Here is a 12,703-nt window from a genome sequence, read left to right as displayed (position 1 = left end):
GAATCTAATGAATCCAAAAGTCAGAATAAAATAGTCTGAGACGAAAGGGAATGGTGAACTAAATATTCGATAATGCGTATTGATGAATCTCTCTACTGTGGTGGACCAAATAATGGTTGTGGAGTTTCTGGCGATGTTCGCGGGCGGGGATTAAGTTCCGAAAGCACATAGTCCTGATCGGGTTGGGACAACTCAAGAATGGGAACCTGAAAATGCAGAAATTTGTTGTTGGGCACAGAGGCGTAATTTCTCAGTCCTTCAATTGCTCCCAGATATTCCTGGTCCGGTTCCGAAAAGGAGTTGAGTGGGATATCGATCCAGCTCAGCGAATGTCCCGGAATGGTTGCTTCACCCACACGAACCATGACGGTTCCTTTCTGACCAGGGCCAGCAGGGGCCTCCTCATAAAAGACCCAGAAGACTCCTCGGAAAGGGCGAATATTTTGTCCATTGACCGGTTCCACTGGTGTCCATTCACGCGAAAGGAGTTTGATAATCACTCGATCTCCTGGTTTCATCCCGGCAAATTCACCACGAATCATCGGCTGCCCATCCGCATTCACCCAGTCTCTGACGACCGGATAACCGGGCGGGGCATCCGCAGGGGGACCTGCTGGTCCATCTGGACCGTTAGGATTATTCATTGCTGGAGCAGTGGAACTGGGAGGTGGTCCACCGGGCGGGCCACTTGGAGGAAGGTCCTTATTGGAGGCAACCTGAGTTTTGCTCTCAGGCGGAAGGTCAGCACGAGAATTTGCAGGCTGCTTAAAGACAAACTCCTGATCTTCCTTTCTAAGTTCATCAATTGGAATTCGTTTCTGCTCCTTATTGACCAATTTGATAACAACGACTGCCCCATCAAAACTCACGAAATCGCCGACAGCAAGCTCACGACCTGAAGCCGAAAGAAAGCGACGTCCTGAGTTAGCAGAAGTCGTCGCAGCGGCTTTCACATCCTCGGTGGAAACTTTTGCCAGCTTATCAACAGCAGATTCGGGTGTATTCGCCTTCGTGACTGGGGGAGAAGGAGATTCCGAGGAATTCTTATTCGTTTCGGAAGTACTATTATTATCAGCGGCGGTATCTGATTTCTGATTGCTTTTGTCTGAACTGGCAACAGTGGACGTGTTATCTGGTTTCTCTGAAGAGTTTGAATTCAATTGAGTCATCGCGAACCCAATGCCAATTCCGGCTCCAACAAACAGGAGAGCCATAATCATGACTGTTGTTGGTGAAATTCCTCCTCCAGTCGATGGGGGAGAGAGTGGTTGGGCTACGACTTCCCGAGCGGGTTCCGGCTGCCGGACTTTCATTTTATGTCCACAAGCTCCGCAGACGAGTCGCATTTCTGGTTCAATGCTCTGTGGAAGCCCCAGAGCGGCTCCACATTTGCTGCACTTAATACTTTTCGGTTGACTCACAGCTACGGTCTCCTCCCATTACAAAATGATGATTTTCAGCCTCTATCAATTTGGTAATCGGGTTGTCAGAAATCTTATTTTGAGGATTAATCCTCAAATGAATTGTCACTTTTGTAACGCAGAACTGCACTTAATCTTCCAGACATCATAAGGCATTTCCAGAAAATCACCATGTTTTCTTACATAGAGATCAAGATCCACTGACATTTTATTGACCTGTTAAAACTCTGATATCCTGTAGACGTAGGAAAGAATCTAACAAATCTTTTTCAAATTCCCGTCGCTACGGTTTGAAAAGAGCAGGGGAGCTGGCGCATAATCGAATGACTACGATTCACACACTCAGAAGGTCCTCATCTCCCCGCGTTTTCTTGAAGTCGCCCCTGGCGGTCCGGTCACGCTCATGTCCTCTGAACTCTCTGGCAGCGACTACAGTCTGCTCGAATCACTCGGCACCATCCTCACAGATTCAGCCGTTCTCTCAAAATTGCCTCGTGCCTGGCATCGCGAAAAGCTCGTACAGGATCTCCGGGAAATCCTACTGGAAGAGAATGCCCGTTGTGCGGTTCTCACTGGAGAATCGGGAGCTGGCAAGACGGCCTTGATTTACGAACTAGCCCATCAGTTGGTTGAACAGGACACTGGTTGGACGATAGTACAAATCACCCCGACGGAGTTTCTGAAAGGGACGAGATATCTTGGGGAATGGGAAACGCAATTATCGAACCTTCTCCAAGTTATTTCCAAGCCGAATAAAGTCATTCTCTATATTCCCGCTCTTCATGAAATTACCACTGTCGGGCGATCGTCTTCTTCAGATAACAATGTCGCTTCTGCTTTGATCCCGCATATCGAACAGGGAAAGATTGTTATTCTGGGAGAAAGCAGTGAGGAAGAACTTCAGGAGGGATTTGCTGCGAATCCCGCCCTGAAAAGGCTCTTTCAACAGATCACACTCAAAGCTGCCGATGACGAGCTGACCAAGCAAATTGCCTGCGAAGTCATTGAAGAAGTCGATTTGAAGCCCACCTCTGCATTTGTCGATCGCGTTTTTGAACTCTCGGAATTCTCACAGGCTGGCCTTGAAAATCCAGGGCGCATCGTCGGGCTTTTGCGTCAGGTTCTGGCCAATCGAACGGAAGGAAATGAACTTCCCAGCGATCAGGAAATTCTTTCGGTCATCGAAAAGTCGACAGGCGTCTCGACTCATTTGCTTGATGATCAGATTCCATTAAACCTGAAGGAGGTACGTGCATTTTTTGAAGAGAAAGTGATCGGGCAACCCGAAGCGGTCAATGCCGCTGTCGATATCGTCACGTTGATCAAGTCTCGTTTGACCGATCCCGGCAAACCCTACGGAGTGATGCTCTTTGTGGGGCCGACCGGGGTCGGGAAAACTGAAATGGCTCGCTCGTTGGCAGAGTATTGTTTTGGCGATGCAAAACGACTCTCGCGAATCGATATGAGTGAATTCGCCACTTACGACGGCTTTGAACGGCTCAATGGCGGCAAAGGACGTGCGGGAGTCTTGACGACAATCGTACGCAAACAGCCCTTCTCTATCATTTTGCTGGATGAAATTGAGAAGGCTCATCTGAATGTTTACGATTTGTGCCTGCAGATTTTCGATGCGGGCCGTCTATCAGATGGTCAGGGAAAAACCGCGGACTTCCGTCGCTCAATTATTATCATGACATCCAACGTCGGAGGTCAGATTTCGGAGGAACCTTCATTTGGATTTGGCCAGAATGAACAACAGGAAAGTCTGGATACCGAAATTCATCGTGAATTGGGTCATACATTCCGGCCTGAGTTCATCAATCGCATCGACCGCGTTGTCGTCTTCCGGCCTCTCACAAAAGATACCGCTGAGAAAATCGCCCGGCTCGAAGTCGATCGCGTTTTGCAACGCTCGGGAGTGACGGGAAGAAACCTGACAGTCAAAATCGCCCCCAATGTCTTTCCCCTGCTCCTTCGGGAAGGTTATTCCCGAACCTTCGGGGCACGTCCCCTCAAACGAGTCATTGAGCGTCTCCTGCTAATGCCTCTGGCTCGAAAACTGGTCACTGGGAAAGTCCCTTCAGATTCCATCATTCATCTTTCTGCCCGGCAACGGCAAATCAGTATTGAAGTGGAATCGCCAATTAAAGATGACGAACAGGTTCCGGAGCCATTTCAAATTGCCGAGTTGGATGAGTTGGATCGTATTCGTGAACGCGTGCAGGATTTGCGAGAACAATCCATGGGTTGGTCAGCTCGAAAAACGAATCTACTGGCGAGAACCGCAATCCCTGGCTTCTGGGATAATCGCGAGGAAGCCGAGTTCATTTCCGACCAGATCCATCGACTGGAAACCGCAGCGAAGAAATTGGATTATCTCTGGCGTCTGGCGGATCGCAAAGCGACTCGCAAATTGGGGCAGGACGATTTAGCCACTCTCGAAATTCGTACGCAACTTCTGGAGATGTTTCATCAAGATAGTGAATCACCATTGTTTGGAGATGTCTATCTTTCGATCTCCGTGCTAAATCGAAAAGGGGACTCACAAGGAGGATTGCTGCGAGTTGCGGCCATGTATAAATCCTGGGCTCGTCGATTCAAACTCAAATGCGAAGTGATCTCCGATCAGCTGACAGACTCTCCAATGAACGACAGTGTGATTCTGCATATCAGTGGACTCGGAGCGACTGCCTATCTGTTGGAAGAAAATGGCATTCATGAATTGACCAGACGTTCTTCCGACATGAATGAAAAACTTCGCGAGAGGATTCAAGTGGAGGTGCTGCCAGCGGATGTGCTCAACCCCGATATCTCCAGCGACGACATCAGTTTCGATGTGCAAACTCTTCACGATGTAACTGGCCGGTTGATTCAGCGTCCACAATGGAACGCGCGATTCGTTCATGAGCCCTCGATGATTTCCTTGCGAGTCCACTCGGATGGAACGCGGCAATCTCTGGAGGAGCGATTTGTCCCGCTGATGAAATCTTACGTGAGTGCTTACCAGAGCAGGGGGCCAATTGACGAAGGTCGGATCATTCGGATTTACGAAACCGGATCGACAGGAGTCGTTCGCGATCGTCGCACCGGCATCCGTTCTGGGCGTGTCGATAAAATCTTCCGAGGCCATCTCGATCGCTTCCTGAGACTGCCTGAAATCAATTCATAAATCGAATTGCAGCTGTTGCTATCTGCGGCAAAATTCTGTCCGACATGTCTGGTCGCGCATTCGGCTCATACTGAGCATTCAGACGCACTCCCCGAAAATTACCTTCGTAATGTCTAGGCGTTTTTTACAGTCGAATGATACATAACGGACATTATCGGACGTTGGGTATCGGTTGAAATTCTGGCTTTCACTGGATTAATGGAAGTTTCTGTAAAGCGAAAACGGAATGAGAAAGTTCAGAATGGATGGCTGGCCATGATGAATAACAAAGCCCAGGACCATTAATGATCCTGGGCTTTTGTATGTTTCCTCGGTTACACAATTTCTGACGATGATTTCAGGAGACGGCTTCGCTGCCTCCCACGGCTCCCTCTTCGAAGATGCCAATTTTTCGGAAGCGATCGTAGCGATGGTCGATCAACTCTTGTGGACTTTTGCCGCTGAGCTGACGCAATGCCTGAACGATCTCGACTTTAAGATTTGTCGCCGCCTGACGATGATTCCGATGAGCTCCTCCGAATGGTTCAGGAACCGTTTTGTCGATGACACCAAACTCGAGTAAATCGTTGGCGGTGAATCTCAGAGCGCGGGCGGCCTTATCGGCATGCTTGGCGTGCTTCCACAAAATGCCCGCACAACCTTCAGGGCTGATGACCGAATAGTAAGCATACTGCATCATGCAAACATGATTCCCAACGCCAATTCCAAGCGCCCCTCCAGACCCCCCTTCACTGATCACGACACTGACGATCGGAGTAGGCAGTCGAGACATTTCGCGAAGGTTGTAAGCGATCTGATAAGAGATGCCTCGTTCTTCAGAACCAATTCCGGGATAGGCACCCGCGGTATCGATAAAGGTAACAATCGGCAGATTGTACTTGGCTGCCATCTGCATCTTCTGTATCGCTTTACGATAGCCTTCGGGATGCGGCATGCCGTAATTATGGAGAGTTCTCTCTTTAAGATGTCGACCTTTGTGCTGGCCAACGAACATCACTTTGCGACCATCGATTCGCGCCATCCCAGTGACGATCGCTCGATCATCCCCGTAGGCGCGGTCGCCGTGCAGTTCGATAAATTCATCGAAAACAAGATCGAGATAATCGAGTGTCTGCGGGCGATTTTCGTGGCGGGCAACTTGTACGATTTGCCAGGGATCGAGGTTCTCAAAAACTTCTCGACGCAGACGTACGATCTCGGCACGCATATTTTTGATGGCTTCGAGCTTTTCCGGTGTCGGATCCTGCTGAGCATCCAGACTTTCCAGTCGTTCTTCTAAGTCGTGAATTTCACGTTCAAATGGCAGTGGCCGAAGGGTCATGAGCGGTAGTCTTATTTGTATATAATTTTGGTAAGGTTGTCATAAGGAGGAATGAGGAGAATATCTCATTCCAGCTGAAAACAAAAGATCGTCTCACAGCATGTTCGTATCGAAATTACTTGAAATCAGGCAATTCATCGGCAAATGGTAAATCATCGGGATTCACTTGTGGCTTGGCAGGCGGAGCCGGTTTTTTTGCTGGTGGTGAATTTGGAGCAGGTGGCTTCGGTTGAGGCGGACGTTGCTGAGGTGGCTGCTGTTGCTGATTCGGTTGTCCCTGAGGTGGAGCCTGTTGTCCTGGCATGGGTTGGTTAGGATACTGGGGATAATAGCCCGGCATTTGTTGCCCTGGTTGAGGGGCATATTGACCCGGCATTTGCTGTCCCGGCATCCAACCCGGAGGTGGTTGCATCTGAGGTTGATTTGCAGGCTGCTGAGGTCTTTGCGGAGCTTTTTTCTTCTCCGGTTCCGGCTTTTTAGCAGGTGCCGGGGGCTGTTTTTTGGGTGTCGGTGCAACTTCCAATCCATCACGAATCCGCTGTTGTCGCTCAGCATCAGATCGACTATCCAAAGTTGATGCGACAGAATCATCGAGCTCTGCCTTCGCTTTGGTAATTTTTGCGGTGGAATAAGCTTCAGGATCCTCGTTAAACATTTTCACACTGCGAAATTCAGATAACGCTTCGCTGGCTGAATCGGGCCGATTCTCGGGCTTTTTGGCCAGCAATCGCAAAACGAATTTATCCATCTCAGGAGAGACGTTCTCATTGAAAGCCGAGGGAATCGCCGGTGGCTCCTGAATATGTTTTATCAACAGATCATTCGGAGACGTTCCCATGAAAGGGGGTCTGCCTGTCAAACATTCATAGAGGGAGACTCCAAAACTGTAGAGATCGGACTGAGCCGAGGGGAGTTTGCGACGCACAATTTCCGGCGCGATATAAGTTCGAGTCCCCTGAATGGATTTCGATTTCCCCCCCAGCATTTTAGATAGGCCTGAAGGTGCTTTCGAGGAAAGAGAAAAATCGATCAGGCGGACATCCGTCGCTTTCGTCATCATAATATTGTCAGGTTTTACATCCCGATGCAGCCAGCCTTTCTCATGAACATGAGACAGCCCCATTAACAGGCATTCCACCAGTTTCCGCAGCCGCATGTGGATGACCAGAATATCTCCACGGATAATCTGTTTCAGATTTGGGCCACCAAAATGTTCCATAATCATGTAGGCATGTTTTTTGGTTTGAACATGGCCAAAAACCTGAATGATATTGGGGTGATCGAGACCGGCAGCAATTTTGTATTCGCGTTTTAAAGTCGCCTTCATTTCAGCATTTTTAAACGCCTCTTCCAGTAGCAGCTTCATGGCGAAACGTTCGCCAGTTTCCTGATCGTTGACTTCCCAGATCTGACTGCAGGATCCGGTCGCGAGGCAATTCACCAAGCGGTAATTATCTATGAGGTGCTCTTCAGACACGATGTATCCTTCGGCCACTGAGCCGCTACTTCAAAATCAGGCTATCTCGTGAGCCGATTTCGAGTCATTACAATTTTTCGTCAATCGCAATCCGGACAAACGATCATTTCAGGAAATGCTGAACAGCTTGCTGAGATTCAACGATCATTCCGTTTGGCACAATTCCTTAAAATTGCCCAATACAACTTAATTGATTATACGACAAACAAAGTGCCTGTCGAAAGTGTCGATTGAGAGAAATAGCGGCTGCGCACAAAATCAACGTGCATTAGGCTGCGGTATCGGACAGGGCAAATACGTAGAAAAAGCATTTTCGGAGAAGGATAACCGAATTATTTGGTGGAAATCACCGGCTTTTTGCGAAGTTCTGATGAGTGAATCATCGAAGAATTTGTCGGTGCAGGTAGACCAAAAGAAGGAATCCACCCCAAAGGAATAGACATTCCCGTCATCCAGCGGGCTTCATGGGAAGCTAGAAAAGCAACAACATCTGCCACATCCTGAGGTCTTCCAATCCCGAGAGGATGAGCATCTTCCAGTTTTTGCCACGCTTCCGAACTTAAATCGGCACTGTGTTTGTGAGCCATCGGAGTCTGTACGATGGCTGGTGACACACACACTGCACGCTGTCCGTAAGGGGCAATTTCCAAGGCTAAAGACTGTGTCATGCCAATTAAACCAGCTTTTGAAGCAGAATAAGCATGAAACCCTGGGCATCCTGCCATTCCCAGGACTGAAGCAATATTAATAATGACTCCGCCCTGCTCTGTTAAAAAGGGCAAAACCGCACGAGTCATTTTCATTGCCCCTGTCAAGTTGACGGAAATCAGCTTATCCCACTCATCATCTTCAATCTCTTCGAATTTCTTTGAGAATTCCACACCGGCATTATTGACCAGAATCTCAATGTGCCCCAGTTCCTCATAACAGCAAGTAACGGCTTCCTGAATCATCTGAGAATTTGTCACATCGACTCTATGCCAGCAGACCGAAGTACCGCGACGAACCAGACGTTTGATGAGACGGGTTGGCTTATCAAGACCAAATAAAATCAAATCTGCACCTTCATCAGCCAGTCTCTCAGCAATAGCTCCACCAATCCCCTGATCACTGGGGCCGGTAATAATAGCGGCTGAATCTTCAAATCTTTTCATGGTGCGGGAGTCGAAAGAATTGAGCGGGATGATTAATTGAATTTCAGAAACAATACAGTTTCTGATGTTCAGTATACGAGTTAAAAGATTATTTCCTAAGAAATAAGCTTTCGCAAGTCTTTATCCCGTGACAGATGATCTTTGGTAGAACGGGAGAGATGTCACGATAGCAGGGTGAGTTTTACCGCGTATATTAATCAGGAGCTTTGTGCCGATTACAGCTGACTGTGAGGGCACATAAGCCATAGCTATCGATTTTTCGAGGGTTGGCGAGAATGTACCTGATGTCACTTCCCCTATCGTTTGCCCATCCGCAGTTTCGACCGTCGCTCCTTCTCGGGCGATTCGACGCCCTTCCAGCTCCAGTCCGACCCGCTGTTTCTCTAACCCCTCTTCGGACTTTGACACAATCTGTTTCTGCCCCAGGAAACTCTCTTTTTTAAGTGAGACTGCGAATTTCAACCCTGCAGAAAGAGGATCAATTGTTTCTGAGAGCTCGTGACCATAGAGCGGCATACCGGCTTCAAGTCGCAAAGTATCCCGACATCCTAAACCGCAGGCCTGCAGTGTTGGCTGATTCTGCTCATAAAAATGAGACCAGATTGCGTTGATTTCATCAGGGGAGCCGATGAATTCAAATCCATCTTCTCCCGTGTATCCGGTCCGGCTTATTAGAAAGTCTCCCCCCTGCCCTGATTCCTGAACCGAATGGTAATACTTCAAATCAGCTGCTTGCGGAAAATCCTGACGAATGATGTCGACAGCCTTGGGCCCCTGAACAGCAATCATGGATGTCTCTAGAGTTTGGTCATCGATCTGTACATCGGAAAATTTTTGGGATTGAGTATTCCAGAACTCGACGATCTTTTCCCGATTCGAGGCATTAACGACGACGAGAAATTCATTCTCCAGACGGTATACGAGAACATCATCGCGAATCCCCCCCTGCTCGTTCGTTGCCAAGGCATAGCGGATTCGTCCTGGCGAGAGCCGCGAAACATCGATCGTGACGACCCAGTTCAAAAAGGCTTCTGCATCGGCTCCCCCAATGTAGAGTCGCCCCATATGGGAAATATCGAACAACCCTGCCTGAAGACGAACTGCGTTATGTTCTTCCACGATCGTTGAATACTGAATTGGCATTTCCCAGCCAGCAAATTCGACGAGTCGAGCCTGATGAGCGCGATGCCATTCGATCAAAGAAGTCTTCATCTGCGTCTCATTCGTCAAAGAAAATTGCTCTGCTGGATCTTATTGTAGGGACTCTCTGCGAACCAAGGTAAAAGCACGGATATTTAATGGCACGCAAAGCATCCCCTACACTTTTAGGATTCGCGTGACGTCAATGTGGCTTTGACATATTCACGATTCAATCGGGCGATGTTATTGACACTAATCCCGGCTGGACAAGCCGCTTCACACTCATTGGTATTCGAACAACCACCGAAGCCTTCTTTATCCATTTGAGCCACCATCCGCAGCACACGCGTTTTGCGTTCCGGATCCCCCTGTGGCAGAAGAGCATACTGTGAGACTTTGGCGGAGACGAATAACATCGCTGATGCATTTTTGCACGCCGCAACACAAGCTCCACAGCCAATACATGTGGCCGCATCAAATGCCAGATCGGCATTCATTTTAGGTACGATAGTCGAATTGGCGTCAGGAGCATTACCCGTGTTCACGGAAACAAATGCACCAGCCTGCATGATGCGATCAAACGCAGAACGATCAACGACCAAGTCTTTTAATACTGGAAACGCATCGGCTCGCCATGGCTCAATCCAGACTTCGTCCCCGTCTTTAAATTTCCGCATATGTAACTGACAGGCAGTCGTTTCGAGGTCGGGACCGTGAGCCTGACCGTTAATCATCATACTGCAAGAACCGCAAATCCCTTCACGGCAATCGTGATCGAATGCGACTGGTTCCTCGTTCTGAGAAATCAGTTTTTCGTTCAAAACATCGAGCATCTCCAGAAACGACATGTGTTCAGAGACATCAGGAAGTTCATAAGTTTTGAACTCGCCCTTAGTTTCCGTATTTGACTGTCGCCAGATGTGGAGTGTCAGTTTCATGACAAGATCCTGAAGTTTACGAAAGCCGAGGGCGGAAAGCGGAAAGCCGAAGTTTAGATTCAGCCACTGAAACTTTAATTCGGCTTTCCGCTTTCCCGTTTCCGCTTTCGATCAATAAAATTTTATGAATGAAATAACAGTGTTGTTTACTTGTAACTTCTTTGTGTCAGCTTGACGTTTTCAAAGTTAAGTTCTTCCTGATGACGAGTCGGTTCGGCATTGTCTCCCTGGTATTCCCAGGCCGCTACGTGTGCGAAGTTCTCATCGTCTCTTTTCGCTTCATTTTCTGGAGTCTGATGTTCTTCCCGGAAGTGGCCTCCACACGATTCTTCACGTGCCAAAGCATCACGCGCAAGCAGTTCGCCGAATTCCAGGAAGTCGGCAACACGACCAGCTTTTTCCAGTTCCATGTTGAGTTGATGACCTGAACCAGTCACATGGACATTTTCCCAGAACTCCCAGCGGATACTCTGGATTTTTTCAATAGCCGCCTGCAGACCAGCTGCATTACGAGCCATGCCACAGTTGTCCCACATGACTAAACCGAGTTCGCGATGGAAACTGTCTACTGAACGAGAACCTTTAATCGAGAGGAATTTATCGATCCTCCCTTGTACTTCCGATTCGACCTGCTCGAAAGCAGGATTGTTCGTGTCTACTTTTTCCAATTTGTTTGATGCCAGATGATGACCAACGGTATAAGGAGCGACGAAATACCCATCGGCCAGTCCCTGCATCAAAGCCGAGGCTCCAAGTCGGTTCGCTCCATGATCGGAGAAGTTCGCTTCACCCAAAACGTATAGACCCGGAATTGTGCTTTGCAGGTTGTAATCGACCCACAGTCCACCCATCGTATAATGCACGGCTGGGTAAATTTTCATCGGCACTTCGTAGGGATTTTCGTTTGTAATCTTGCGATACATGTGGAACAAGTTGCCGTACTTGGCTTCAATGGCCTTTTGTCCCTGTTCGGCAATGGCCCGCTTGAAATCGAGGTAGACTGCCCTGCCCGATTCATTCACGCCAAATCCTTCATCGCAGCGTTCTTTAGCGGCTCGGGAAGCGACGTCGCGTGGCACCATGTTTCCGAATGCCGGATAACGACGTTCTAGATAGTAATCACGATCCGCTTCCGGAATTTGCTCGGGAGAACGTTTATCATTCACATCTTTTGGGACCCAGACACGTCCATCGTTTCGAAGGGATTCACTCATCAGTGTCAGTTTGGATTGATAATCGCCTGAAACGGGAATACACGTTGGATGAATCTGTGTGTAACAGGGATTGGCATAGTAGGCACCTCGTTTGTAACATCGCCAGGCTGCCGTCACATTGCAGCCCATAGCGTTTGTAGACAGGTAGTAGGCGTTTCCATATCCTCCCGTACAAAGTAGAACGGCATCTCCGACATAGCGTTCGAGTTTGCCAGTCACCATGTTACGGACAATTACACCCCGGGCATTTCCGTCGATGTTGACCAGATCTAGCATTTCACGACGGGCAAAATTCTGAACTTTGCCTTTATTGACCTGACGCATCAAAGCTGAGTAAGCACCGAGTAATAATTGCTGACCAGTTTGGCCGCGAGCATAGAAGGTTCGCGAGACCTGAGCTCCTCCGAAGGTGCGGTTGGCCAGTAATCCGCCATATTCGCGGGCGAAAGGGACTCCCTGAGCAACACATTGATCGATGATGTTGGCTGAGACTTCCGCTAAACGATAAACATTAGCTTCACGCGAACGATAGTCGCCCCCTTTGACGGTATCATAGAACAGCCGCCAGACGGAATCGCCATCGTTGGGATAATTCTTAGCCGCATTTATTCCCCCCTGAGCCGCAATGCTGTGAGCACGACGAGCGGAATCCTGATAGCAGAACGTTTTCACGTTATATCCCAGTTCCCCCAGTGAAGCTGCGGCTGAGGCACCGGCGAGACCTGTACCGATCACTAGGATTTCGTACTTTCGCTTGTTGTTCGGAGCAACAAGTTTCAGTTCGTTTTTATGTCGGGTCCACTTTTCGGCTATGGGACCTTCGGGAACGTTGGATTGCAACAGGGACATGATTTCATGTAATCCAGATG

8 protein-coding genes are annotated in these 12,703 nt (G+C 48.7%); 1 reads left to right on the top strand and 7 read right to left on the bottom strand.

Annotation, left to right across the window (positions count from 1 at the left end):
* Nucleotides 1–92: 92 nt before the first annotated feature.
* Entirely contained in the window at nt 93–1,421 is a 1,329-nt protein-coding gene (locus Pan54_RS09470; protein ID WP_146503253.1) for a hypothetical protein, read from the bottom strand.
* 403 nt (nt 1,422–1,824) lie between these two features.
* Here Pan54_RS09470 and Pan54_RS09465 point away from each other — a divergent pair, with 403 nt between their 5' ends.
* Complete coding sequence (locus Pan54_RS09465; RefSeq protein WP_146503252.1) at nt 1,825–4,590, top strand: AAA family ATPase; 2,766 nt, start codon at nt 1,825–1,827, stop codon at nt 4,588–4,590.
* Nucleotides 4,591–4,927: 337 nt separating this feature from the next.
* Here Pan54_RS09465 and Pan54_RS09460 read toward each other — a convergent pair whose 3' ends face one another.
* The 6 genes from Pan54_RS09460 to Pan54_RS09435 all read right to left on the bottom strand — a co-directional run bounded on the left by Pan54_RS09460 (nt 4,928) and on the right by Pan54_RS09435 (nt 12,683).
* Complete coding sequence (locus Pan54_RS09460) at nt 4,928–5,911, bottom strand: acetyl-CoA carboxylase carboxyltransferase subunit alpha (protein ID WP_146503251.1); 984 nt, start codon at nt 5,909–5,911, stop codon at nt 4,928–4,930.
* A 115-nt stretch (nt 5,912–6,026) separates the two neighbouring features.
* Nucleotides 6,027–7,388 (bottom strand): serine/threonine protein kinase, encoded by a 1,362-nt coding sequence (locus tag Pan54_RS09455; RefSeq protein WP_165441688.1) that lies wholly within the window; start codon nt 7,386–7,388, stop codon nt 6,027–6,029.
* 332 nt (nt 7,389–7,720) lie between these two features.
* Nucleotides 7,721–8,542 carry an SDR family NAD(P)-dependent oxidoreductase gene (locus Pan54_RS09450; protein WP_146503249.1) on the bottom strand — a complete coding sequence of 274 codons (822 nt, stop codon included), beginning with the start codon at nt 8,540–8,542 and terminating at the stop codon, nt 7,721–7,723.
* 120 nt (nt 8,543–8,662) lie between these two features.
* Entirely contained in the window at nt 8,663–9,754 is a 1,092-nt protein-coding gene (gene gcvT, locus Pan54_RS09445) for a glycine cleavage system aminomethyltransferase GcvT (protein ID WP_146503248.1), read from the bottom strand.
* A 113-nt stretch (nt 9,755–9,867) separates the two neighbouring features.
* Nucleotides 9,868–10,620, bottom strand: a complete 753-nt coding sequence (locus tag Pan54_RS09440) for a succinate dehydrogenase/fumarate reductase iron-sulfur subunit (protein WP_146503247.1) — start codon at nt 10,618–10,620, stop codon at nt 9,868–9,870.
* Between the two features lie 146 nt (nt 10,621–10,766).
* Nucleotides 10,767–12,683 (bottom strand): fumarate reductase/succinate dehydrogenase flavoprotein subunit, encoded by a 1,917-nt coding sequence (locus Pan54_RS09435; protein ID WP_146503246.1) that lies wholly within the window; start codon nt 12,681–12,683, stop codon nt 10,767–10,769.
* Between the last annotated feature and the right edge of the window lie 20 nt (nt 12,684–12,703).

It is taken from the genome of Rubinisphaera italica, from assembly GCF_007859715.1.
Taxonomy (GTDB): Bacteria; Planctomycetota; Planctomycetia; order Planctomycetales; family Planctomycetaceae; genus Rubinisphaera; species Rubinisphaera italica.
The sequence above is the reverse complement of the archived record's forward strand: the minus strand, read 5'-3'. Positions and strand labels throughout refer to the sequence as shown.

What these genes read in the sequence shown, in the direction of transcription:
- Pan54_RS09465 (WP_146503252.1), top strand. Translation starts at nt 1,825, where the DNA reads ATGTCCTCTGAACTCTCTGGCAGCGACTACAGTCTGCTCGAATCACTC.
- Pan54_RS09460 (WP_146503251.1), bottom strand. Translation starts at nt 5,911, where the DNA reads ATGACCCTTCGGCCACTGCCATTTGAACGTGAAATTCACGACTTAGAA.
- Pan54_RS09450 (WP_146503249.1), bottom strand. Translation starts at nt 8,542, where the DNA reads ATGAAAAGATTTGAAGATTCAGCCGCTATTATTACCGGCCCCAGTGAT.
- gcvT (WP_146503248.1), bottom strand. Translation starts at nt 9,754, where the DNA reads ATGAAGACTTCTTTGATCGAATGGCATCGCGCTCATCAGGCTCGACTC.
- Pan54_RS09440 (WP_146503247.1), bottom strand. Translation starts at nt 10,620, where the DNA reads ATGAAACTGACACTCCACATCTGGCGACAGTCAAATACGGAAACTAAG.
- Pan54_RS09435 (WP_146503246.1), bottom strand. Translation starts at nt 12,683, where the DNA reads ATGTCCCTGTTGCAATCCAACGTTCCCGAAGGTCCCATAGCCGAAAAG.